Origin of the sequence: Serratia entomophila (assembly GCF_021462285.1) — a bacterium.
Classification (GTDB): domain Bacteria; phylum Pseudomonadota; class Gammaproteobacteria; order Enterobacterales; family Enterobacteriaceae; genus Serratia; species Serratia entomophila.
Map to the genome: position 1 here is coordinate 3,793,674 of NZ_CP082787.1, position 23,685 is coordinate 3,817,358.

Below are 23,685 nucleotides of genomic sequence, written 5' to 3' on the forward strand. Positions count from 1 at the left end.
CAACAAAGCGAGCACTATTTGCTACTTTAAAGGCGAGCTCACAAAAATTTTCACTGCGCGTTTTCTCCACCGGCGTGGCAGAATGACCGCTGGTTTCCAGGGAAAGATCAATGAGTACCCTTCTGCGTATTCGCCAGATGTACCCGACACTGGCTCAAAATGACCGCAAACTGGCGGATTTCCTGTTGCATAACGCCGAGCAGGCGCGCCATCTCAGCTCGCAAAAACTGGCGCAGCTGGCCGGTATCAGCCAGTCGAGCGTAGTGAAGTTTGCCCAGAAAATGGGCTACAAAGGCTTCCCGGCCTTGAAGCTGGCGCTGAGCGAAACGCTGGCGCAGCCGCAGGCCGAGCCCGCCGTCACCGTACATAACCACATCCTCAGCAGCGATGCGTTGAAAACCGTCGGTGAGAAACTGCTGGTGGAAAAGCAGGCGGCTTTGCGCGCCACGCTGGACATCAACAGCGAAGATCGGCTGCACCAGGCGCTGGATATGCTGCGCCAGGCGCGCCGGGTGGTGCTGGTTGGCATCGGCGCCTCCGGCCTGGTGGCCAAGGACTTCTCCTATAAGCTGCTGAAAATCGGCGTGATGGCGGTGGCGGAGCCGGATATGCATGTTCAGCTGGCGGCGGTGCAGGCGCTGGATAAGCGCGATCTGCTGTTGGCCATCTCGTTCAGCGGCGAAAGACGTGAAATCAATCTGGCGGCGGAAGAAGCCCGCCTGGCCGGCGCCAAGGTGCTGGCTCTGACCAGCTTCTCGCCCAACGGCCTGCAGCAGCGCGCCGACCACTGCCTGTATACCATCGCCGAAGAGCCGAATACCCGCAGCGCGGCCATTTCTTCCAGCACCGCCCAGTTCGCCCTCACCGACCTGCTGTTTATGGCGCTGATCCAGCACGATCTCGATCACGCGCGCGACCGCATCAAACACAGCGAACAGTTGATGAAAAAACTGGTTTAAAGGGTATAATCGGCGCCTGCGAAAATACCCCTGTTAATAATGAGAGATACGCCATGGCCCTGCTAATCACACGCAAATGCATCAACTGCGACATGTGCGAGCCGGAATGCCCGAACCAGGCGATTTCGATGGGTGACGAGATTTACCAGATTGATACCGATCGCTGCACCGAATGCGTCGGCCACTATGATACGCCGACCTGCCAGCAGGTTTGCCCGATAGACAACACCATTATCATCGATCCGCTTCATAGCGAAACCAGCGAACAGCTGTGGGATAAGTTTGTGGTATTGCACCACGCCGATCGGCTGTAACGGCTGCGGCAGGATCAATAAGGGCGCCCTGAGGCGCCCTTGGCTTTTTCAGCTTTCGATAATCACCGTCGCACAGGCGTAGCGGCGCTCATCGGCCAATGAAACGTGGATCGCCGTCACCCCCATCTCCTGCGCCAGCTCGGCGGCGCGATCGTGCAGGCGGATATTCGGCTTGCCCAAGCCGTCGTTGAACACCTCGAACTGGTTGAACGCCAGACCGTTGCGAATGCCGGTGCCAAACGCCTTGGCGGCCGCTTCCTTGACCGCGAAACGCTTGGCGAGAAAACGTATCGGCTGCTGATGCTGCCGATACAGTTCCCATTCAGCGGCGCTCAGCACCCGGCGCGCCAGACGATCGCCACTGCGCTCCACCACCGCTTCGATACGCGCCATCTCGACGATGTCGGTACCCAGGCCAAGCACCGCCATTAACGGCGCGCTTCCCGCATCAACAGCTTCATGTCGCTGACCGCCGCCGGCAGACCGCTCATCACCGCCTGGCCGATAATTGCGTGGCCGATATTCAGCTCGTGCATTTCCGGCAGTGCGGCGATCGGCTGCACGTTGTGGTAAGTCAAACCGTGGCCGGCGTTGACCTTCAGGCCTTTTTGCGCCGCATAAGCAGCGGCCGCCGCGATGCGATGCAGTTCGGCTTTCACCGCCAGCTCGCCTTCGGCCTCGGCGTAGGCGCCGGTATGGATTTCGATATAGGGCGCGCCAACCGCCACCGCCGCGTCAATCTGCCGATGATCCGGATCGATAAACAGCGACACCAAAATGCCCGCCTGCGCCAGGCGCTCAACCGCCACGCTCATTTTGTCCAGTTGGCCGGCGACGTCCAGACCGCCCTCGGTGGTCACTTCTTCACGCTTTTCCGGCACCAGGCAGCAAAAATGTGGTTTCAGCTCGATGGCGATATCCAGCATTTCGTCGGTTACCGCCATCTCCAGATTCATTCGCGTCTGGATGGTCTGGCGCAGGATGCGCACGTCGCGATCGGTGATATGACGGCGATCCTCGCGCAAGTGCACGGTAATGCCATCGGCCCCCGCCTGCTCGGCAATGAATGCCGCCTGAACCGGATCCGGATATTGGGTTCCGCGCGCGTTACGTAACGTGGCGATATGATCGATATTGACGCCCAGCAGCAAATCAGCCATCACAACCTCTAAAAACGATTTTCAGTGTCAGCAGTTTACACGCGGGCGCAAAGCGGCAAAAGGGGAAAAGGTCAGGCGTCGTCGACCGGCGTATTGGGCTGTTTGCGCACAAACTGACGAAACAGCTCGCGGCTCTTCAGCGGTTTGCCGCCGAGATAGGGTTTCAACGCCATGCGGGTGAAGCGTTTGGCGGCGCGCAGCGTATCGGTATCAGGGAACTGGCGTTCCGCCAGCGCGCGCAATTCGCGGCCGGTAAAGCTGTAGTGATCCACCACCAAGCTGGCGATAAAGCCCTTTTCCTCACGGTAGCGGTAGGTCATGCCGTCATCTACCGGCTGGCCGCTGCCCGCACAGTGCAGAAAATCCAGGCCGTAGCCAAGGTGGTTGAGCAGGGCCAACTCAAACTGACGCAGCGCATGCTCCGGCGAACTGTCTTCCGCCGCCAGCGCCTGCAGGCATTGCAGATAGTCGAAGAACAGCACCGAATAGTTGGTTTCTTGTTCCAGCACCCGCGCCAACAGCTCGTTCACATACAGGCCGCTGTAGAGCATCATGCCGCTGAGGGGTAAACCGAGGGAGACCGCTTCGGCGTTACGCAGCGTTTTCACTTCGCCACGGCCGCCCCAGCGCACCAGCAGAGGGGTAAAGGGCTGCAGGCAGCCCTTTAGATTGGAACGGCGGCTGCGCGCGCCTTTAGCCAGCAAACGCACCCGCCCATGGCCTTCGGTAAACAGATCCAGCATCAGGCTGGTTTCACTGTACGGTCGCCCGTGCAGGACGAAGGCGCGCTCCCAGCCATCCATCGGAGCGTTTACTTCAGATCGTCGACATAACCCAGGCTACGCAGCGCACGTTCGTCGTCCGCCCAGCCGGATTTCACTTTCACCCACAGTTCCAGATGCACTTTCGCGTCAAACATCTGTTCCATATCCTGGCGGGCTTCAATGCCGATGGTTTTAATCTTCGATCCCTTGTTGCCGATGACCATTTTCTTCTGGCCTTCACGCTCGACCAGGATCAGGCCATGCACGTCGTAACCGCCGCGATCGTTCGGCACGAACTGCTCGATCTCCACCGTTACCGAGTACGGCAGTTCTTCGCCCAGGAAACGCATCAGCTTCTCGCGGATGATTTCCGACGCCATAAAGCGTTGTGAGCGATCGGTGATGTAGTCTTCCGGGAAGTGGTGCTCCGCTTCCGGCAGCAGCTTGTGCACGATGCCCGCGATAGTGTCGACGTTCATCCCTTTCTCGGCGGAGATCGGCACCACGTCGAGGAAGTTCATCTGTTGGCTGAGGAACGCGATATGCGGCAACAGCTTGGATTTGTCGGTAACGTTGTCGACCTTGTTGATCGCCAGCAATACCGGGCACTTCAGGCTGCGCAACTTGTTGACCACCATTTCGTCGTCGGCGGTCCAGTTGGTGCCTTCAACCACGAAGATCACCAGCTCGACGTCACCGATCGAGCTGCTGGCCGCGCGGTTCATCAACCGGTTGATGGCGCGTTTTTCTTCGATATGCAGGCCCGGGGTATCGACGTAGATGGCCTGATAGGCCCCCTGGGTGTCGATGCCCATGATGCGGTGGCGGGTAGTCTGCGGTTTACGCGAGGTGATGGAGACTTTCTGCCCCAGCAGCTGATTCAGCAACGTGGATTTGCCCACGTTGGGACGGCCGACTATCGCAATAAAACCACAGTGTTGTTTTTCTTCGCTCATTCAAGCTCCAGCTTTTTCAGCGCTTGTTCCGCTGCCGCCTGCTCGGCTTTACGGCGGCTTGAGCCGGTGCCCACCACGGGCTCGCTCAAACCACTCACCTGACAGTGGATGGTAAACTCCTGATCGTGCGCTTCACCGCGAACCTGCACCACCAGATAAGAAGGCAACGGCAGATGACGACCTTGTAAAAACTCCTGCAAGCGGGTTTTCGGGTCTTTCTGCTTATCACCGGGGCTGATTTCGTCCAACCGGCTGCGATACCAGTCCAAAATCAGGCGTTCGACGGTTTGAATATCGCTATCCAGGAACACGCCGCCAATCAATGCCTCCACCGTATCCGCCAGGATTGACTCGCGGCGGAATCCACCACTTTTCAACTCGCCCGGCCCAAGACGCAGGCATTCACCCAGGTCAAACTCGCGCGCCATCTCCGCCAGCGTGTTGCCGCGCACCAATGTGGCGCGCATGCGGCTCATATCGCCCTCGTCTACGCGAGGAAAACGATGATAGAGCGCATTGGCGATGACAAAACTAAGAATAGAGTCACCCAGAAACTCAAGACGTTCATTGTGTTTACTGCTGGCGCTGCGGTGAGTCAATGCCTGCAGTAAGAGCTCCTGCTGTTGAAAAGTGTAGCCCAGCTTCCGCTGCAGCCTGTTTATTACGATGGGGTTCATGAGTTACCAATAGATCAAGAATGCGTCAAAAACTTGCAGCATACGGAACAGGCCTGCTTCGCCGAAAGCCAATCCAAAGCTGTTTCGTTTGCAGTGGCTCCCAACAGGGAGCCAACTTTTTATCGCTCGAGAAGGTATTCTACAACGAGTGGAAACATAATGCTGCGTTTATATACCCTTCATCTTTCAGGTTGCGGCGGCGTTGGCTTCCCTTTTTCACCCCGGTCGCCTGGTTATCCAGGCTCCCGAAGATTCACTCGGTTGCCGCCTTGCCGCAGCATGAAAACTATTGGGTATGAAGACGCTATTAATGAATTCCACCGATCCGGCTGAATCTTACGCCGGTAGGCCATTCGCCTTCCTGCTTTTCAAAACTCATCCAGATGGCCGTGGCTTTACCCACCAGGTTTTTCTCCGGAACAAAGCCCCAATAACGGCTGTCGGCGCTGTTGTCGCGGTTGTCGCCCATCATGAAGTAATGGCCGGCCGGCACCACCCACTCCGCCAGCTGTTTGCCCGGCTGTTGGTAGTAAGCGCCCACCTGATCCTGCGTGCCCGGCACGGTCAGGATATGGTGCGTCACGTTGCCCAGCGTTTCCTGGCGTTCGCGCAGGCGAATGCCGCCCTGCGGCACGTTGTCGCTCAGCGGGATCGAGTAGAAACCATTGCTGGCCTCGCCCATGCCGCTGCGGCTGAACAGCTGTACGAAATCGCTCGGCTGCGCGTCGTTATACGTCACCGCCAGCGCTTTATCGCAAGGCTGGCCGCTATCGCAAGACGGCTGAACGGTCACGCGCTTATTCACCGGATCGTAGCTCACGCGGTCGCCCGGCAGGCCGATTACGCGCTTGATATAATCCAGCTTCGGATCCAATGGGTATTTAAATACCGCAATATCGCCGCGTTTCGGATGCCCGGTTTCAATTAGCGTGGTCTGGGTAATAGGATCCTTAATGCCATAGGCATATTTCTCCACCAGAATAAAATCGCCAATCAGCAGCGTGGGCATCATTGAGCCGGACGGGATCTGGAAGGGTTCGTAAATAAACGAACGCACCACAAAGACCAACAGCAATACCGGGAAAACCGACGCGCCGGTTTCCACCCAGCCCGGCTGCTTCGCCACCTTGGCCAGCGTTTTATCGTCTACAGCGCCCGCAGTCTGTGCATTGACCGCCGCAATTTTCTCGCGGCGGGCCGGCGCCCACTTGAAGCGCTCGAAGCACCAGATGATCCCGGTTATCAGCGTTGCCAGTGCCAGGATCAGGGCAAACATATTCGCCATGCAAACTCCCTCGTTACGCGAGCTTATCGCTCTTACTTGCCGTCTTTACCGACGTGCAGAATGGCCAGGAACGCCTCTTGCGGCAGTTCGACGTTGCCGACCTGCTTCATGCGTTTCTTACCGTCTTTCTGTTTCTGCAGCAGCTTTTTCTTACGGCTGACGTCGCCGCCGTAGCATTTAGCCAATACGTTCTTACGCAGCTGCTTCACGGTGGAGCGCGCAATGATGTGCGTGCCGATCGCCGCCTGGATCGCGATATCGAACTGCTGACGCGGGATCAGCTCTTTCATCTTCTCCACCAGCTCACGGCCACGGTACTGCGAGTTGTCGCGGTGAGTGATCAGTGCCAGCGCATCCACGCGCTCGTTGTTGATCAGCACGTCGACGCGCACCATGTCAGAAGTCTGGAAGCGTTTGAAGTTGTAATCCAGCGACGCGTAACCGCGTGAGGTGGACTTCAGACGGTCGAAGAAGTCGAGCACCACTTCCGCCATCGGAATTTCGTAGGTCAGCGCCACCTGGTTGCCGTGGTAAACCATGTTGGTCTGCACGCCGCGTTTTTCGATACACAGGGTGATGACGTTGCCCAGGAATTCCTGCGGCATCAGCATATGGCACTCGGCGATCGGCTCGCGCAGTTCCTGAATGTTGTTCAACGGCGGCAGCTTGGACGGGCTGTCGACGTAGATGGTCTCTTTACTGGTGGTTTCCACTTCATACACCACCGTCGGTGCAGTAGTGATCAGCTCCAGATCGTATTCACGCTCCAGACGCTCCTGAATGATTTCCATGTGCAGCAGGCCGAGGAAGCCGCAGCGGAAGCCGAAGCCCAGAGCGGTCGAACTCTCCGGCTCATAGAACAGGGAGGCGTCGTTGAGGCTCAGCTTGCCGAGCGCATCGCGGAAGGCTTCGTAATCGTCGGAGCTGATTGGGAACAGGCCCGCATACACCTGCGGCTTCACTTTTTTGAAGCCCGGCAGCGCTTTATCCGCCGGCTGGCGCGCCAGCGTCAGGGTATCGCCCACCGGGGCGCCGAGAATGTCCTTAATCGCACAAACCAGCCAGCCTACCTCGCCGCAGTTCAGCACGTCGCGGTCGACGCGCTTAGGCGTGAAGATGCCCAGACGATCGGCGTTATAGGTTTGGCCGGTGCTCATCACCTTGATCTTGTCGCCCTTGCGCAGCGTACCGTTCTTGACGCGCACCAGGGAGACCACGCCCAGGTAGTTATCGAACCAGGAGTCGATGATCAACGCCTGCAGCGGCGCTTCCGGATCGCCTTCCGGCGGCGGGATGTCGCGCACCAGGCGCTCGAGCACCTCAGGCACGCCTACGCCGGTTTTGGCCGAGCAGCGCACCGCATCGGTGGCGTCGATGCCGACGATGTCTTCAATTTCCTGCGCAGCGCGATCGGGATCGGCGGCCGGCAGGTCAATCTTGTTCAACACCGGCACCACTTCCAGATCCATGTCCAGCGCGGTGTAACAGTTGGCCAGCGTCTGGGCTTCTACGCCCTGCCCGGCATCCACCACCAGCAGCGCGCCCTCGCAGGCCGCCAGCGAGCGGGAAACTTCGTAGGAGAAGTCCACGTGGCCCGGGGTATCGATAAAGTTGAGCTGGTAGGTTTGGCCGTCCGGCGCCTTGTAATCCAGCGTCACGCTTTGCGCCTTGATGGTGATGCCGCGCTCGCGCTCCAGATCCATAGAATCGAGCACCTGCGCGGCCATTTCACGTTCGGTCAAGCCGCCGCAGATTTGGATAATACGGTCGGACAGCGTCGACTTACCGTGGTCAATGTGGGCAATAATGGAGAAATTTCGTATATGCTTCATTATAAAAGTTTTTCTGCCTTGGTATTTCTGAATTACTCGCCTATAGAAACCCGCATGGACCTAAAGCGACAGTGAATGGGTTCGGCCGTCTTGCACCTGAATCGCTGCATTCTACATGCCGTAACACTGAAAACCTAGCGATCGGTGCAGCGAAGGCACTCTATTATGCGCACTTTACCGTTACAGGGCGCCCGAGGTTATGAAAGAAGATGTTAACAAAGCCGGACGAAGCCGAAAGCGTTAACGACGGCGGCGAATACGGCGAAAAGCAAACCGCTAATACATAATGCCCGACAACGCAATAAACCCCTTCCTAAAACATTTAAAAATAATATCCATATCAATATGTTATGGTTTTATTTTTCGCGCCGGGCTTTAGGAAAAAACCCATATACGCCGCCACCGCCCCTCGGCTAAAACGGGGGAGAACTCCGCGAAAAAACATGATATAGGGCACTACTATCGGCAGCCCGCCGGAGTTCACCAGCATATCTCTCGACGTTGATTGGAAGGTGCATAATGATCGATAAAGGGCAAATGCTGAGCCGGCACGATTTTTCCAAGGTCAACTGGGGTATTTTGGCAGCGGCAGCGCTGCTGCTAACCGCCGGCGCGGCATTGCTGATGCTGCCGCTGCTGAGCAACATGGACGAGAATGCGGTACTGACCTTGCTGCAAACCGGCGCGGCCACCATTTTACTCGGCTGTACCCTGCTGGCGCTGCGCCATTATTTGCGGCCGGCGCAGACCTACCGTTTATATGAGCACGGGGTGCGCGTGTTCAATGACCGCAGCCATAAAGAGCGGTTTATCCCCTTCGAAAAGATTGACGATATCTACCGCTTCCGCAGCGGCCGCTGGTTCGGCGGGCTGCTTGACGTAACGGCCTTCCGCACCGGCGCGGATCAGCCCTGGTGCACCGTATTCAGCAACGTGGCGCACTCCTGGCGGCTGGCCGATACCCTCATCGACCAGCAAGTCCGGCAACGCGGGCCGCTGGCGCTCAATGCGCTGTATCGGGGGGAGGTAGTGTCGTTCAACTGCCTTGGCTGCGGCGCACGCTGGCTGTGGCGTCTGCTGCTGGGCCAACGGCAAGGCGCAATGACGGAGACGCTGCGCCTGAGCGCCACCCTGCTGAGCACGCCATGGGGCGCCATTCCCATTGAGCAAATCCGGACGCTGGAGAAGCCTCCGCAGCACGGCGCCATCCGGCTGCTGGACGGCCAGGGCAACGCACTGTTTACCATCGACTATTATTCGCTGCTGAACGCCGACCTGTTTGTGGCGCTGCTGGAGCATATGATCTACAACCGCATCCCCGCCTATCACAACCCGGCGATGACGCGGCAGCAGCTTTAAATCAGAGGGGAGTTTTCCGCCTGCACGCGCATCGCGCCCGGCGGTAAACCAATCTGCAACACGATAGGTTGGTAGTCGGCCTGTTCACCCAAACGGTGCGCCAGGCTGCGCGCCAGCATAAAGGCCGCGCCGCCGCCAAGCAGAGCGCCGAGCGCCGCCGAGGCGTCGGTGCCCAGCCAGTATTGCAGCAAGCTGCCACCGAGTATCATTCCCAGCAGCGGCGTCAGGTAAACCAGCATGGCGGAACGCAGCAGGCTGCCTTCGGCGATGCCGACCTCAACACGTTGCCCAGGCTCAAGCGGCTGTTCAATGCGTACCTGCAGCTGATGCTCGGTTTCCGGCACCAGCTCGTTCAAGGCGCGCGCGCCACAGCCGGAGCGCGCAGTACAACTGCCGCAGCCGGCCTTAGGTTCACAGCGCAGCAAAGCTACGCCCTGTTGCCACGAAACGACCGTGGCCCACTCTTTCATCATTGGGGTGACACCTTGAAGGAAATGCTGTCGGCGATGCGCTTGGCCGTTCCCGGCGGCAGTTCGCCAACGATGGTGATCTCATTGCCGTTGCGCACCTCGGTTTGAATGGTGCGCCGCCCCTGGCGATAGTACTGCTGCCCGGCGCCGCTGCCCGCGGGGCTGACGTTGACCGAGAAGCTGAACAAGCCGTCGCTGTAAAGCCGCGTTTCGACCGGCACGGAGACGTTAGGCAGTTTGCGGCGATTGCGCGCCACTTCGTCCACCCCGGCGGGTAACCAGCCGGTGCTCCAGCCCAGTTTGACATTTTCTATCGCCGGAAGCGACAGCAATGGCGGCAGATTCGCTTTGATCAACCCCTGCATCACGTTCTGCACATCCGCCCCGACCACAAACGAAATCACCCGATACTGCTCCAGGGTTTCGCCGTCGCGATCGAGCAAATCCACCCGCAGCGGCAGCTTGGTGTCTTCGTCCATCCAGACGATATAGCTGTAACGCGAGCCGTCGCGCGCCACGACCCGGATCACCTCACAGGGGCGATCGGAGATGCGGGTACTGCCGACGGAAATGAAGTCGTAATATTTGGCCAGGCGATCAAAATCGGCGTAAACGATCGCCGGCAGCGCATCGACGATATGATCGCCGGTCAGCGTGAACGGCTCGAGACCGGGTTCGAAATAACTGATCCCGTCGCCGCGCTGCAGCACTTCGCGGCGCGGGCCATCCATATGCAACAGCTGGCCAAGTGGCTGTTTGTCTATCACCGCATGGCGATAGCGCAACGACTCGATACCCTGCTTGCTGATGCTGATATAGGCGAGTTCATAGTTGAGGGAACGGCTGGCGCTGCTCATTTGTTGCAATAACGCCCCGGACGCAGTTTGCTGCGCCGGGGCGATATTTGAGTAGAGCAGGCTGCCCGTCAATAGACAGACGGAGAACCAAATTTGCTTCATTACTGCTGTTGCATTCCTAAAGACTGAGTTCCGGGAACCTGAATCGCAGCCTGTTGCGGATTGCCGTGTTCAAGCTGCAGCTGATCTGAATGCAAACGACGTTGCAGCTCATAGTCTTGCAGCATCGCGTTTATGCGTTTGCGCTGTTCCTGCACCTGCTGCTGTTGGCCGCTGCCGGTGGAGAAGCTGTCGGCCGGCACACCCAGGCTAACCGGCGACACCGGGCCCATGATCGGCAGCGTATTGAACGCCGGCGATTCAGCTGCACCCTGCTGCACGGCCGGCTGGTTGTAGTGCTGCACGCCGACGATCACCGCCAACGAAACACAGGCCGCCATGCCAATCTGCGTAATCTGGCTCGCCCAAGGACGCACTTTGTCCCAGAACGGCATTTTCTGCCAGGTGTGAGGTTGCGGCTGAGACTCCTGAACTGCGGAAGGAACCAGGCGTGCAGGTTCTTTCTCAAGTGCAGCGGCAACACGATCTGCGATATCGAAATGCATGACTTGTCCGATATCACCCCGTAGCGTGTCACGTATCAGGTGATAGCTCTGCCAGCTTTGTTGAAGCGTTCGATCTTGTGACAGCGAACTCATCAGCTCGCTATCGAACGATTCCCCATCCATCAGAGCGGAAAGCTTTTCTTTCTGCATGACTAAGTACCCTTCCTGTGCCCGCCATTGCTAACGCTGGATCAGCGGTTGAACTTTATTATCGATAGCCTCCCGGGCGCGGAAAATACGCGAACGTACGGTTCCGACCGGGCAATCCATGATGGCAGCTATCTCTTCGTAGCTTAGACCATCCAACTCCCGCAGGGTAATCGCCATGCGAAGATCCTCGGGGAGAGACTCAATGGTACGGAAAACTATCTGTCTCAGCTCTTCTGACAACATTAAGTTCTCAGGGTTCGAAATTTCTTTCAATGCGCCCGCACTTTCGTAATTTTCCGCATCATTGGCATCCACATCACTGGATGGCGGACGGCGCCCCTGAGCAACCAGATAATTCTTTGCCGTATTCACGGCGATTCGATACAACCAGGTATAGAAAGCGCTATCCCCACGGAATGATTCCAGTGCGCGATAGGCTTTGATAAACGACTCCTGCACCACATCAGGCACGTCGCCCTGCGGCACATAGCGGGAAACGAGGCTCGCAACCTTATGCTGGTAACGCACTACCAGTAAGTTAAACGATTTCTGATCGCCCTTTTGGACCCGCTCTACCAGAACTTGATCCGTTAACTGCTCGCTCATCCGAGGTAAATTCTCCCCAAATCCGTCTCCACGCGTAAAATTGTACTGCCAGCCATACATTGTTTTCCTGAGCAAGCACTCGCTTGGAGTTCATATAGAACATGAAGTTCCATATCGCCATTGTTTTTTCTATCGATGTGTCCCATCCGTGGCTTTTGCCCGGACAAGTAGGCTAACATGATTTTCACTCTTCTTCTGCACACATCATACGTTATGCAACCATCATCTGAACATGTTAGCGATGTACTGATTGTCGGCAGCGGTGCCGCCGGCCTGTCACTGGCCCTACGTTTGGCGCAGCACTGCAAGGTTACCGTACTCAGCAAGGGGCCGCTCAACGAAGGCGCTACATTTTATGCCCAAGGCGGGATCGCCGCGGTGTTTGACGAGACGGACAGCATTGCCTCACACGTTGATGACACTTTGATTGCCGGAGCCGGCCTGTGTGACAAAGACGCCGTCGAGTTTATCGCCGGCAATGCGCGCCATTGCGTGCAGTGGCTTATCGATCAGGGGGTGTTGTTCGATACCGAGATCAATGCCCAGGGTGAAGAACATTATCACCTGACGCGTGAAGGCGGCCATAGCCATCGCCGCATTCTGCACGCCGCCGACGCTACCGGTAAGGAAGTAGAGACTACGCTGGTGGGGAAAGCAAGCGCTCACCCCAATATTTGCGTCATGGAGCGCCGCAACGCGGTCGATTTGATCACCTCGAACAAGGTCGGCCTGCCGGGCACCCGCAGAGTAGTGGGCGCCTACGTTTGGAACCGCGAGCTGGAGCGGGTGGAAACCTACCGCGCCAAAACGGTGGTGCTGGCCACCGGCGGCGCGGCCAAGGTGTATCAATACACCACCAACCCGGACATCTCTTCCGGCGATGGCATCGCCATGGCCTGGCGCGCCGGTTGCCGGGTGGCCAACCTCGAGTTCAACCAGTTCCACCCGACCTGCCTGTTCCACCCGCAGGCGCGCAACTTTCTGCTGACCGAAGCGCTGCGCGGCGAAGGCGCCTGGCTGAAACGCCCGGACGGCAGCCGTTTTATGCCGGACTTCGACCCGCGCGGCGAGCTGGCCCCGCGCGATATCGTCGCCCGCGCCATCGACCATGAAATGAAACGCCTCGGCGCCGACTGTATGTACCTGGACATCAGCCATAAACCGGCCGAATTCATCACTCAGCACTTCCCGATGATCCACGAAAAGCTGCTGACGCTGGGCTTCGATCTGACCAGGCAGCCGATCCCCATCGTTCCGGCTGCGCACTACACCTGCGGCGGCGTGATGGTCGATCAGCACGGCCGCACCGATCTCGACGGGCTGTACGCCATCGGCGAAGTCAGCTACACCGGCCTGCACGGCGCCAACCGCATGGCGTCGAACTCGCTGCTGGAGTGCCTGGTCTACGGCTGGTCGGCGGCGGAAGATATTATGAAGCGCCTGCCGTTTATCCAGTTGGCCAAACGGTTGCCGCAGTGGGATGAAAGCCGGGTAGACGATGCGGATGAACGGGTGGTGATCCAGCACAACTGGCACGAGCTGCGGCTGTTCATGTGGGACTACGTCGGCATTGTGCGCACCACCAAGCGGCTCGAGCGCGCGCTGCGGCGCATCAATACCCTGCAGGCGGAGATAGACGAGTATTACGCCAATTTCCGCATCTCCAACAACCTGCTGGAGCTGCGCAACCTGGTGCAGGTGGCCGAACTGATCGTGCGCAGCGCCATGGCGCGCAAGGAGAGCCGCGGGTTGCATTATACGCTGGACTACCCGGATCTGCTGCCGGAGGCGCTGCCCACTATCCTGCAACCCTGATAAATGCATCGCGGGCGCCGGCAAGGCGCCCTTTTTATCTCAGTGAAACAGATAGAACTCGGTAATCAGCCGGCGGAAACCTTCGGTATAGCTGCCATCGGCCTGTTTGATCGCCAATCGCTGCTCCTGCAGCTGCGCCGGTTGGCGCGTCAACGCCAGCAATACCCGGTGCAGCGGGGTGTCGGCGCGATCGCTGACGTTCAGCCTGGCGGCGGTGCGCCAGCCTTGCTGGTGCGCCTGGCTTTCGAAGGCGCCGCCGATGCCGTGGGGCAATATCACGCAAAAACAACCCTGTTCGCTAATCAGCTGCGCGGCGCACGCCAGCAGGGCGTCGTGGGTCAGGGTTTCGGTATAGCGCGCGTTATGGCGCGCCTGGTCGCGGCAGGCCACCGCCGGTTCGAAATACGGCGGATTGCTGACTATCAGATCATACTGAGCGGCGTGCCGTTCAGCGTAGTGATGGATATCCTGCGCATGTACCCTGATGCGGTGCGGCCACGGAGATCCCGCCACATTTTCGCGCGCTTGGGCGGCGGCGGCTTCGTCCAGCTCCACTGCGTCGATGGTCACCTCATCGGCCGAACGCTGCGCCAGCATCAGTGCGATCAGCCCGCTGCCGCTGCCGATATCCAGCACCCGCCGCGCCTGCGCCAGCGGCGCCCAGGCGCCAAGCAGCACGCCGTCGGTGCCCACTTTCATCGCACAGCGATCGTGAGCAACAAAAAATTGCTTAAAGGTAAAACCGCCGCGGCGCGGGGTGAAATTTGCTTTCGATTGATTGCTCACTGTGACCACCTGGCTATAAAACTGGCGTAGCATAAGGCAATCTGATTTATGGGAAAAGAGATGCTTTCCGCTTAAATAGGTGAAGATCGCGGCCAACCCGTCTATAATCGGCGCCCCAAGTAGAGGTAGACCATGACAGCAACCAATTTTTCCGAACTCGAACTCGATGAACGCCTGATCCTCGCGCTGCGCGATAAAGGCTACGATCGCCCTACCGCCATTCAGGCCGAAGCTATCCCGCCGGCGATGGACGGGCGCGACGTATTAGGTTCGGCTCCGACCGGCACCGGCAAAACCGCCGCATTCTTGCTGCCCGTTTTGCAGCATCTGCTGGATTTCCCACGTAAGAAGTCCGGCCCACCGCGCGTTCTGATCCTTACCCCGACGCGTGAGCTGGCGATGCAGGTGGCCGATCAGGCGCGTGAATTGGCTGCTCATACCTCACTGGATATCGCCACCATCACCGGCGGCGTGGCCTATATGAACCACGCGGAAGTGTTCAGCGAAAACCAGGACGTGGTGGTCGCCACCACCGGCCGCCTGCTGCAGTACATTAAAGAAGAGAACTTCGACTGCCGCGCGGTGGAAACCCTGATCCTCGACGAAGCCGACCGCATGCTCGACATGGGCTTTGCGCAGGACATCGAAACCATCTCCGCCGAGACCCGCTGGCGCAACCAGACGCTGCTGTTCTCCGCCACGCTGGAAGGCGAGGCGATCCGCGAATTCGCCGAACGCATCCTGAAAGAGCCGGTGGAAGTGGAAGCCGATCCGTCGCGCCGCGAACGCAAGAAAATCCTGCAGTGGTACTACCGCGCCGACGACGTGCAGCATAAAACCGCCCTGCTGGTACACCTGCTGAAGCAACCGGACGTGCAGAAATCGGTGATCTTCGTGCGCAAACGCGAGCGCGTGCACGAGCTGGCCACCTGGCTGCGCGAAGCGGGCATCAACACCTGCTACCTCGAAGGCGAAATGGTGCAGGCCAAGCGCAACGAAGCGGTAAAACGCATGATGGACGGCCGGGTTAACGTACTGGTGGCTACCGACGTTGCCGCCCGTGGCCTGGATATCCTCGATATCACCCACGTGTTCAACTTCGACATGCCGCGCACCGCAGACACCTATCTGCACCGCATTGGCCGCACCGGCCGCGCCGGCCGCAAAGGCACCGCCATCTCGCTGGTGGAAGCGCACGACCACCTGCTGCTGGGCAAGGTGGGCCGTTACCTGAACGAACCGCTGAAACCGCGGGTGATCGACGAACTGCGGCCGAAAACCAAGGTGCCGAGCGAGAAGAGCAACGGTAAACCTTCGAAGAAGGTGCTGGCCAAGCGCGCGGAAGACAAGGTGAAAAACAAAGAAAAGGCCAAGGTGAAAGTACGCCACCGCGACGCCAAAAACGTCGGCAAGCGTCGGCAGGCCAAGGCCAAGCCGGAAGGCAACGGCGCGGAATAACGCCGGACTGCACTGAAGAAACCGCCTTTGCAGGCGGTTTTTTTATGCCGGCTTATTGCTGCGCGTAGTGCGTCGCCAGGCGCTGGCCCTTCAGCCAGCCGTCCAGTTCGCGGTAGCCCGCCCTCAGCTCTTCGTTCTGCAGGTGCGCCGGTGTCTGCGAGAAGTAAAACTGAAAATTCATCCCCTGCCGATTGCGCGCGCGGGCGTCCGCCCCGGCCTGCAACAGCATCAACGCCAGGCGCGGCGCATTGATTTTCGCCGCCAGATGCAGCGGCGTATCCCCCAGACGATCGCTTAGCGTGGCGTCCGCCCCCGCCGCCAACAACAGCCGCAGCTGTTCCTCGCGCCCGGCCAGCACCGCCGCCGCCAATGGCGTGGCGCCGGTGACGGTATTGCGCGCGTTGAGCGCGGCGCCCCGTTTCAGCAGGCTACGCAGGTATTGCGCATCCTGCAGCGTGGCGGCGGTATGCAACGCACTGTTACCGTCCAACCCGGGGGCTGCGGCATCGCTCCCCAGCTCAAGCAGCGCCTGCACGCTCTGCGGTTGTTGCGACAGCATCGCCCACTGCAGTAGCGTGAACTGCCGGTCGCCCTGCTCATGCAAACGCGCCTGGGTAGCCTGCGCGGCAATTTCCGCCGCGTCGCCACGCGCCACCGCCTGAGCCAGCGCCCAGTTGCTGCGGCCGTCGAACGGCGATGTTTCCTGCTTCATCTGTTGCTCCTTAGCCATCATCAGCAAACCGGCGACCGCGATCGGCGCCAGCAGAGCGGCCGCCAGCCCCTGCCGCAGGCGCCGCCTTTCAGGCATTAGCCTTCGCCTCCCACGGCTTTTGCTCCGCCATCGAACCGATCACTTTATCGATGCCGTGCGCCGTCAGGCTGCGATCCAGATGCTTGCTCGGCCGCCAGTCGTCTATGCCGCTCAGGGTATCACCGTTGGCCAGCGTGATGTTGTGCCCGATGGCGTCCGGGATCAGCGAGGTCGATTCCTGCGTGCTGGTCAGCATGTCATATTGCTCGCTGTAGCGGCGAATGCCGCCGGCTTCCGCATCCCGCTTGGCGGCAGCGGGATCGATGCCCAGACGGTTCAGCGTGTAGTCAGACACGCCGGCCGCATTAAAGGTCACCGCCACGGTACCGGTCGCCAGCGCTGCCGTGGCCGCAAGGCCGCCGCCAAGCGAGTGGCCGGCGATTGCCAGCGCTCCGCCGAACGCCGCCTTGGCGGTTTTGGCTACCGCCACCGCCTGATTGTATTGCACATCGTCATAGCCGGTAGCCTGGCGCACGTTGCTCAGCCAATCACGCCAGTCGTTAGTGCCGGCGAACGCCAGCACATACTGATTGTCGTCGCTGTAGATACCTGCCTGGAAGCCCGAGGCCGCATCGTGCAAGCTGGCCGGATCGATACCGGCGCCAAGCAGCGCACTGTCGCTCAGGCGGGTAAATCCGGCTACGCCCTGGCCATTCAGGCTGTAAACGTCCTTGGCCAACAGCGCCAGCGCATAATCCCCCTGTTGCGATTGCTGCCCGCGGCTCACGCCCGGGCTGGCCGCCGGGGCAGCCGCCGCCGAGATATCGCTGACCAGCGAATCGAGCAGGTTGCGGGCGTTCATGCCGTTTTGTGAAAATGCGGCCGCCGGTGCCTGCGCCCCTGGCGTTTCAATCGGCGGCGCGGGCCTTGCCGCTTCGGGCTGCGCGCGCGCTGCTGCAGGCGGCATCGCCACCGGGGATACCGCAGAGGTAAAGCTTAAAGACATACTCATGCCGACTCCTTGTCGATAGACTCGATCTACTCAGCAACCAAATGGATGCTGCTGTAGCTATCGGCAGGTCGGAGGAGTTCTGTAATGCGGGGAATTATCTTTGCGCGGAATGTGATCCGGATTCAATTTCCAGATCGCCGCCAATAAGAAAGGGAGCCGAAGCTCCCCCGTTGGCTGCGTCGCCGCTTACAGGCTTTCTGTAAAGGTACGGGCGATAACGTCGCGCTGCTGTTCTGGCGTCAGCGAGTTGAAGCGCACCGCATAGCCGGAAACGCGAATAGTCAGCTGCGGGTATTTTTCCGGATGCTTCACCGCATCTTCCAGCGTTTCACGACGCAGCACGTTGACGTTCAGGTGCTGGCCGCCTTCCACGCGCACGGTCGGTTGCATTTCCAACGGCACTTCGCGGTATTCGATCTGGCCCAGATCGCTCACCGGCACCACCTGATCTTCCGCGTAGTTCGCCTTGGCGCACACGCAGCGGGCTTCCGCTTTTTCGTCATCCAGCAGCCAGAAAGAATTCACCAGCGCCTGGTCCTTCGCTTTGGTAATTTGAATACCGGTAATCATTTTGTTGCCTCCGTACAAGGGCGAAAAATTCTACTTCGTAAAAAACCCAATTCTGGTTTCGGCCATTTGGTAAAACCATTGTTGTCTTGTTGTTCTGTATACCAGCCTGGCCGGGTCAATTCTTTGATTAAAGTCAATTTTTTCTGGGTGACCATGGTGATGGCCAAGGCAAATTTCTGTTTTATATCAATTTTCCCCCGCGGGCCTGAAGCAATTATTTTTGTAAAATTTCAAAAATAATTGCATGGTCGCGAACGGTGACAACATGAAAAGCGGGTTTCGCTACGGAGAGCGAAACGGTAAGCTATGCCCGATGAATTGCTAACGAAAACAAAGGAGAGCGTTTATGTCTACCTCCCTCACCTGGCATGACGTTATCGGCAAAGAAAAAGAGCAGCCCTATTTTGTTGAAACGCTCGCCTTTGTTGCCGCTGAACGCCAGGCCGGTAAGACCATTTATCCACCGCAGAAAGATGTGTTCAACACCTTCCGTTTCACCGAACTGGCGGACGTAAAAGTGGTGATCCTCGGCCAGGATCCTTATCACGGCCCCAATCAGGCCCACGGTCTGTCTTTCTCGGTGCGCCCCGGCGTGCCGGCGCCGCCTTCGCTGGTGAACATGTACAAAGAGCTGACGACCGATATTCCCGGCTTTGAGCGCCCGAACCACGGCTACCTGCAAAGCTGGGCCGAACAGGGCGTGCTGTTGCTCAATACGGTGCTGACCGTTGAAGGTGGCCGCGCGCATTCGCACGCCAACCTGGGCTGGGAAACCTTCACCGACAAAGTGATCGCCGCGCTGAATGAAAATCGCGAAGGGGTGGTGTTCCTGCTGTGGGGTTCGCATGCGCAGAAGAAAGGCAACTTTATCGATCGCCAGCGCCATCACGTGCTGAAAGCGCCGCACCCTTCGCCGCTGTCCGCGCACCGCGGCTTCCTCGGCTGCCGCCATTTCTCCCAGGCCAATCAGCTGCTGGAACAGCAGGGGCTGAAGCCGATCGATTGGCTGCCACGGCTGCCGCAGGAATAATCCGGACGCAAAAAAGGCACCCTCAGGTGCCTTTCTTTATGATGCTGACGGGGCTATCAGGCCTTGGCTTTGGAAACCGCGACCATCGCCGGGCGCAACAGACGGCCGTTCAGCGTATAGCCTTTTTGCATCACCATCATCACGTGGTTCGGCTGGTGATCGGCGGACTCCATCAGGCTCATCGCCTGGTGCACTTCCGGATTGAACGGCACGTTGACGTCGCCGACGATCTCGATGCCGTACTTGCGCACCACGTCCTGCAACGACTTCAGCGTCAGCTCGATGCCTTCGATCATCGCCGCCAGCTCAGGGTTGTTCTTATCCGCCAGCTCCAGCGCGCGCTCCAGGTTATCGAGCACCGGCAGCAGATCGCCGGAGAATTTTTCCAGCGCGAACTTGTGCGCTTTCTCGATATCCAGTTCGGTGCGGCGACGGACGTTCTCCATCTCCGCCTTGGCGCGCAGCAGGCTATCGCGTTCATGTTGCTGAGCTTCAGCCAGTTGAGCTTCCAGCTCGGCAATGCGCTCATCACGCAGATCGACGCCCTCCGCCGCTTCCGGCAGCACTTCCCCGTGCAGGGCCTGCTGTTCCATTTCTTCCGAGACTTGCTCGTTTGGCGTCTTCTGTTCTTTACTACTCATGAATATCTCCGCGTTTTAGCATTAATCTCGCAACTTGGCTTATTATGGGGATCAAAACCGGGGTTTCAAGTCAACCGGTCACAATGTGGGGCATAAACTGGCTCCGGTGAGGAAAATCACAACAATGAATAAAAAATTCGCCTGTATTGGCATTGTTGGCCACCCGCGTCACCCTTCGGCGCTGGCAACGCACGAGATGCTGTTCCACTGGCTGGTCGCCCGCGGCTATTCGGTGATGGTCGAACGGCAAATCGCCCAGGATTTGGCGCTGAAAGACGCCGTGACCGGCAGCCTGGCGGACATCGGCCAGCGCGCCGATCTGGCGGTGGTGGTCGGCGGCGACGGCAACATGCTCGGCGCCGCACGCGTGCTGGCGCGCTACGACATCAAGGTGATCGGGGTGAACCGCGGCAACCTGGGGTTCCTCACCGATCTCGATCCCGACAACGCGCTGCAGCAATTGGCGGACGTGCTGGAGGGCGAATACATCGATGAACAGCGCTTCCTGCTGGAAACCATCGTGCACAAAGAGCACCAGCAGTGCCGCATCAGCACCGCCATCAACGAAGTGGTGTTGCACCCCGGCAAGGTGGCGCACATGATCGAATTCGAAGTGTATATCGACGATCGTTTCGCGTTCTCCCAGCGTTCCGACGGCCTGATCATCGCCACCCCGACCGGCTCCACCGCCTATTCGCTCTCCGCCGGCGGGCCGATCCTCACCCCGTCGCTGGAGGCCATCGCGCTGGTGCCGATGTTCCCGCACACCCTCTCCGCCCGGCCGCTGGTGATCAACGGCGACAGCACCATCCGGCTGAAGTTTTCGCAGATCGGCAGCGACCTGGAAATCAGCTGCGACAGCCAGATCGCACTGCCTATTCAGGAAGGCGAAGAGGTATTGATACGCCGCAGTGATTTCCACCTGAATCTTATTCACCCCAAGGACTACAGCTATTTCAACACGTTAAGCACAAAATTGGGCTGGTCAAAAAAATTGTTCTAAAAACCTCGCCAGCCACTTTACTGTATATAAAACCAGTTTATACTGTATGAAACTACAGTTATGTGTTTATACACAGGAAGGTTCCCATGCTGGCGCAATTGACCATCAGCAATTTTGCTATCGTTCGTGAGTTGGAAATTGATTTTCAACCGGGCATGACGGCGATTACCGGTGAAACCGGCGCCGGCAAATCCATCGCCATCGACGCGCTGGGCCTGTGCCTCGGCAACCGCGCCGACGGCAACGTGGTGCGCCTGGGAGCCCCCCGCGCCGACATCTGCGCCCGTTTCTCGCTGGCGGACACCCCCTCCGCCCGCGAATGGCTGGAGCAGAACCAGCTGGACGACAGCAACGAATGCCTGCTGCGCCGCGTGATCAACGCCGACGGCCGCTCACGCGGCTTTATCAACGGCACCGCGGTGCCGCTGTCGCAGCTGCGCGAGCTGGGCCAACGCCTGATCCAAATTCACGGCCAGCACGCCCACCAGCTGCTGCTCAAACCGGAACACCAAAAAGAGCTGCTCGACGCCTACGCCGACGAACCCGCCCTGCTGGCGGCGATGCGCCTGGCCTACCAGCGCTGGCACCAGAGCTGCCGCGAGCTGGCGCACCATCAGCAGCAGTCCATCGAACGCGAGGCCCGCAGGCAGCTGCTGCAGTATCAACTCAAAGAGCTGAACGAATTCGCACCGCAGGCCGGGGAGTTCGAGCAAACCGACGCGGAATACAAGCGCCTGGCCAACAGCGGCCAGTTGCTGACCCTCAGCCAGCAAACCCTGCAGCTGCTGGCCGACGACGAAGAACACAACATGCTCAGCCAGCTCTACAGCGCCAGGCACCTGGTGATTGAGCTGGCCGGCATGGACGAAAAGCTGAACGGCCTTCTGGAGATGCTGGAAGAGGCTTCGATTCAGATCAGCGAGGCCAGCGACGAACTGCGCCACTACGCCGATCGCATGGATCTGGATCCAAATCGCCTGCACGAGCTGGAGCAACGCCTGTCGCGCCAGATCAATCTGGCGCGCAAGCACCATGTCGCGCCCGAGGAACTGCCGCAGCTGCATCAGCAATTGCTGGATGAACAACAGCTGCTGTCTCAGCAGGAAAGCGACCACGAGCACCTGAACGAGGCGGTCACCCTGCACCATCAGCAGGCGCTGGCGCTGGCGGAACAATTGCATGCGAAGCGCCAGCACTATGCGGCCGAGTTGACCGCGCTTATCACCGACAGCATGCAGGCACTCTCGATGCCGCACGGCAAATTCAACATTGAGGTGCGCTTCGAGCCGCAATACCTGAGTGCCGAAGGCGCCAGCCGCAGCGAATTTTGCGTCTCCACCAACCCGGGCCAGCCGCTGCAGCCGTTGGCGAAGGTGGCTTCCGGCGGCGAACTGTCGCGCATCGCGCTGGCCATCCAGGTGATCACCGCCCGCAAGATGGAAACCCCGGCGCTGATTTTCGACGAAGTGGACGTGGGCATCAGCGGGCCGACCGCCGCCATTGTCGGCCGGCTGCTGCGCCAGCTTGGCGAATCCACCCAGGTGATGTGCGTGACGCACCTGCCGCAGGTGGCGGGCTGCGGGCATCAGCATCTGTTTGTCAGCAAACAAACCGACGGTACCGAAACCGAAACGCAGATGGCGCCGTTGGATAAACGTGCCCGTTTGCAGGAGCTGGCGCGCCTGCTCGGCGGTAGCGAAGTGACCCGAAATACCCTAGCCAACGCGAAAGAGCTGCTTGCTGCATAAAAAAGCTCAACTTTTTCACTTTCCCGAGGTCTGACTTTGGCGCTGTTTGCCCAATAGATTTCAAGATGCGCCAAAGCGGCAGCCGAACGCATCCTCGTGAACCCGGTCAACCAAGTGACGGGCGTCAGCGAGTGCGGCCAACGCCGCTACAACTTGAAAGGTGAAGGGTTACCCAATAGATTTCGAGCTGTAGCAAGGCGGCAATCGAGTGAATCCCCGGGAGCTTAGCCAACTAAGTGACTGGGGTGAACGAGTGCGGCCAACGCCGCTACAACTTGAAAGGTGAAGGGTTACCCAATAGATTTCGAGCTGTAGCAAGGCGGCAATCGAGTGAATCCCCGGGAGCTTAGCCAACTAAGTGACTGGGGTGAACGAGTGCGGCCAACGCCGCTACAACTTGAAAGATGAAGGGTATAAAGGTTTCCAACGGCTGCAAGGTCTATTATCATCGGCATCCTATGCCCTAAAGGAATGTGATTACTATGCGCTGTAAAACGCTGACTGCTGCCGCTGTGGTTCTTGTGATGCTGACTGCAGGCTGTTCTACTTTTGAAAAGGTGGTTTATCGGCCTGACATCAACCAGGGGAACTACCTGACGTCGACCGACGTGGCGAAAATCCAAAAAGGTATGACCCAGCAACAGGTTGCTTACACATTGGGCACGCCAATGCTGCAAGACCCGTTCGGTACTCAGACGTGGTTCTATGTGTTCCGCCAGCAACCTGGCCATGAAGATATTACCCAGCAAACCCTGACGCTGACCTTCGACAGCGCAGGCGTGCTGACCGATATTCAGAACAAACCGGCGCTGACCAAGCAATAGGCGCAGGAACTATCGTCCGGCCCCTGAGGGACGAATCAGGTTCTTCATGACAG

General features: G+C 58.9%; 25 protein-coding genes. 9 read left to right on the forward strand and 16 right to left on the reverse strand.

Annotated elements, in window-relative coordinates; translation table 11 throughout:
• Positions 1 to 110: 110 nt before the first annotated feature.
• Both KHA73_RS18350 and KHA73_RS18355 read left to right on the forward strand, forming a co-directional pair.
• Complete coding sequence (locus tag KHA73_RS18350; protein ID WP_234585839.1) at positions 111 to 959, forward strand: MurR/RpiR family transcriptional regulator; 849 nt, start codon at positions 111 to 113, stop codon at positions 957 to 959.
• Positions 960 to 1,012: 53 nt separating this feature from the next.
• The gene (locus KHA73_RS18355; protein ID WP_234585840.1) at positions 1,013 to 1,273 is read left to right on the forward strand and encodes a YfhL family 4Fe-4S dicluster ferredoxin; all 261 of its coding nucleotides are present in this window, start codon (positions 1,013 to 1,015) and stop codon (positions 1,271 to 1,273) included.
• 48 nt (positions 1,274 to 1,321) lie between these two features.
• Here the strand turns inward: KHA73_RS18355 and acpS are convergent, their stop codons facing one another.
• From acpS to lepA, 7 genes are all read right to left on the reverse strand, one after another.
• Positions 1,322 to 1,702: a holo-ACP synthase gene (acpS, locus tag KHA73_RS18360; RefSeq protein WP_234585841.1), complete on the reverse strand. Its 381-nt coding sequence runs from the start codon at positions 1,700 to 1,702 to the stop codon at positions 1,322 to 1,324.
• Positions 1,702 to 2,433: a pyridoxine 5'-phosphate synthase gene (gene pdxJ / locus KHA73_RS18365; protein WP_234585842.1), complete on the reverse strand. Its 732-nt coding sequence runs from the start codon at positions 2,431 to 2,433 to the stop codon at positions 1,702 to 1,704. Before pdxJ ends, acpS begins: the two co-directional genes overlap by 1 nt.
• A gap of 71 nt (positions 2,434 to 2,504) precedes the next feature.
• Entirely contained in the window at positions 2,505 to 3,236 is a 732-nt protein-coding gene (gene recO, locus KHA73_RS18370; protein WP_234585843.1) for a DNA repair protein RecO, read from the reverse strand.
• An 8-nt stretch (positions 3,237 to 3,244) separates the two neighbouring features.
• Positions 3,245 to 4,153, reverse strand: coding sequence for a GTPase Era (gene era, locus KHA73_RS18375; RefSeq protein WP_234585844.1), 909 nt, complete (start codon positions 4,151 to 4,153; stop codon positions 3,245 to 3,247).
• Complete coding sequence (rnc, locus tag KHA73_RS18380; protein WP_004929158.1) at positions 4,150 to 4,830, reverse strand: ribonuclease III; 681 nt, start codon at positions 4,828 to 4,830, stop codon at positions 4,150 to 4,152. Before rnc ends, era begins: the two co-directional genes overlap by 4 nt.
• Before the next feature lie 307 nt (positions 4,831 to 5,137).
• Positions 5,138 to 6,115, reverse strand: a complete 978-nt coding sequence (gene lepB / locus KHA73_RS18385) for a signal peptidase I (protein WP_234585845.1) — start codon at positions 6,113 to 6,115, stop codon at positions 5,138 to 5,140.
• A 32-nt stretch (positions 6,116 to 6,147) separates the two neighbouring features.
• Entirely contained in the window at positions 6,148 to 7,947 is a 1,800-nt protein-coding gene (lepA, locus tag KHA73_RS18390) for a translation elongation factor 4 (protein ID WP_234585846.1), read from the reverse strand.
• Positions 7,948 to 8,466: 519 nt separating this feature from the next.
• Between lepA and KHA73_RS18395 the strand changes: the two genes are divergently transcribed.
• A complete protein-coding gene (locus tag KHA73_RS18395; protein WP_234585847.1) occupies positions 8,467 to 9,306 on the forward strand; it encodes a hypothetical protein in 840 nt (279 codons plus the stop codon).
• Here the strand turns inward: KHA73_RS18395 and rseC are convergent.
• From rseC to rpoE, 4 genes are read right to left on the reverse strand one after another with little or no spacing between them, the layout of a single operon-like run.
• Positions 9,303 to 9,779, reverse strand: coding sequence for a SoxR-reducing system protein RseC (gene rseC, locus KHA73_RS18400; RefSeq protein WP_234585848.1), 477 nt, complete (start codon positions 9,777 to 9,779; stop codon positions 9,303 to 9,305). The genes KHA73_RS18395 and rseC overlap by 4 nt on opposite strands.
• Complete coding sequence (gene rseB, locus KHA73_RS18405) at positions 9,776 to 10,735, reverse strand: sigma-E factor regulatory protein RseB (RefSeq protein ID WP_234585849.1); 960 nt, start codon at positions 10,733 to 10,735, stop codon at positions 9,776 to 9,778. The genes rseC and rseB overlap by 4 nt, the downstream gene beginning before the upstream one ends.
• Positions 10,735 to 11,388 carry an anti-sigma-E factor RseA gene (gene rseA, locus KHA73_RS18410; RefSeq protein WP_234585850.1) on the reverse strand — a complete coding sequence of 218 codons (654 nt, stop codon included), beginning with the start codon at positions 11,386 to 11,388 and terminating at the stop codon, positions 10,735 to 10,737. The genes rseB and rseA overlap by 1 nt, the downstream gene beginning before the upstream one ends.
• A 30-nt stretch (positions 11,389 to 11,418) precedes the next feature.
• Positions 11,419 to 11,994 carry an RNA polymerase sigma factor RpoE gene (gene rpoE / locus KHA73_RS18415; protein ID WP_004929136.1) on the reverse strand — a complete coding sequence of 192 codons (576 nt, stop codon included), beginning with the start codon at positions 11,992 to 11,994 and terminating at the stop codon, positions 11,419 to 11,421.
• A gap of 213 nt (positions 11,995 to 12,207) precedes the next feature.
• On the opposite strand from rpoE, the gene nadB reads away from it, so the two are divergent.
• Complete coding sequence (gene nadB / locus KHA73_RS18420; protein ID WP_234585851.1) at positions 12,208 to 13,809, forward strand: L-aspartate oxidase; 1,602 nt, start codon at positions 12,208 to 12,210, stop codon at positions 13,807 to 13,809.
• Between the two features lie 39 nt (positions 13,810 to 13,848).
• Here the strand turns inward: nadB and trmN are convergent, their stop codons facing one another.
• Positions 13,849 to 14,628, reverse strand: coding sequence for a tRNA(1)(Val) (adenine(37)-N(6))-methyltransferase TrmN (trmN, locus tag KHA73_RS18425; protein ID WP_234585852.1), 780 nt, complete (start codon positions 14,626 to 14,628; stop codon positions 13,849 to 13,851).
• 99 nt (positions 14,629 to 14,727) lie between these two features.
• Here trmN and srmB point away from each other — a divergent pair, with 99 nt between their 5' ends.
• A complete protein-coding gene (gene srmB, locus KHA73_RS18430) occupies positions 14,728 to 16,053 on the forward strand; it encodes an ATP-dependent RNA helicase SrmB (RefSeq protein ID WP_061796409.1) in 1,326 nt (441 codons plus the stop codon).
• A 52-nt stretch (positions 16,054 to 16,105) separates the two neighbouring features.
• On the opposite strand, the gene KHA73_RS18435 is transcribed toward srmB, so the two are convergent.
• The 3 genes from KHA73_RS18435 to grcA form a co-directional block, all read right to left on the reverse strand.
• Positions 16,106 to 16,861 carry an ankyrin repeat domain-containing protein gene (locus KHA73_RS18435; RefSeq protein ID WP_234585854.1) on the reverse strand — a complete coding sequence of 252 codons (756 nt, stop codon included), beginning with the start codon at positions 16,859 to 16,861 and terminating at the stop codon, positions 16,106 to 16,108.
• Positions 16,854 to 17,816, reverse strand: coding sequence for a phospholipase (locus tag KHA73_RS18440; RefSeq protein WP_234585855.1), 963 nt, complete (start codon positions 17,814 to 17,816; stop codon positions 16,854 to 16,856). The genes KHA73_RS18435 and KHA73_RS18440 overlap by 8 nt, the downstream gene beginning before the upstream one ends.
• A gap of 186 nt (positions 17,817 to 18,002) precedes the next feature.
• A complete protein-coding gene (gene grcA, locus KHA73_RS18445; protein WP_234585857.1) occupies positions 18,003 to 18,386 on the reverse strand; it encodes an autonomous glycyl radical cofactor GrcA in 384 nt (127 codons plus the stop codon).
• Between the two features lie 346 nt (positions 18,387 to 18,732).
• On the opposite strand from grcA, the gene ung reads away from it, so the two are divergent.
• Positions 18,733 to 19,416, forward strand: a complete 684-nt coding sequence (gene ung, locus KHA73_RS18450) for a uracil-DNA glycosylase (protein WP_234585859.1) — start codon at positions 18,733 to 18,735, stop codon at positions 19,414 to 19,416.
• A gap of 56 nt (positions 19,417 to 19,472) precedes the next feature.
• On the opposite strand, the gene grpE is transcribed toward ung, so the two are convergent.
• Positions 19,473 to 20,057, reverse strand: a complete 585-nt coding sequence (gene grpE, locus KHA73_RS18455; RefSeq protein WP_234585860.1) for a nucleotide exchange factor GrpE — start codon at positions 20,055 to 20,057, stop codon at positions 19,473 to 19,475.
• A gap of 124 nt (positions 20,058 to 20,181) precedes the next feature.
• Between grpE and nadK the strand changes: the two genes are divergently transcribed.
• From nadK to bamE, 3 genes are all read left to right on the forward strand, one after another.
• Positions 20,182 to 21,060, forward strand: coding sequence for an NAD(+) kinase (gene nadK / locus KHA73_RS18460; RefSeq protein ID WP_234585861.1), 879 nt, complete (start codon positions 20,182 to 20,184; stop codon positions 21,058 to 21,060).
• Between the two features lie 86 nt (positions 21,061 to 21,146).
• The gene (recN, locus tag KHA73_RS18465; protein WP_234585862.1) at positions 21,147 to 22,808 is read left to right on the forward strand and encodes a DNA repair protein RecN; all 1,662 of its coding nucleotides are present in this window, start codon (positions 21,147 to 21,149) and stop codon (positions 22,806 to 22,808) included.
• A 482-nt stretch (positions 22,809 to 23,290) separates the two neighbouring features.
• Positions 23,291 to 23,632 (forward strand): outer membrane protein assembly factor BamE, encoded by a 342-nt coding sequence (bamE, locus tag KHA73_RS18470; RefSeq protein WP_234585863.1) that lies wholly within the window; start codon positions 23,291 to 23,293, stop codon positions 23,630 to 23,632.
• Positions 23,633 to 23,685: the final 53 nt, after the last annotated feature.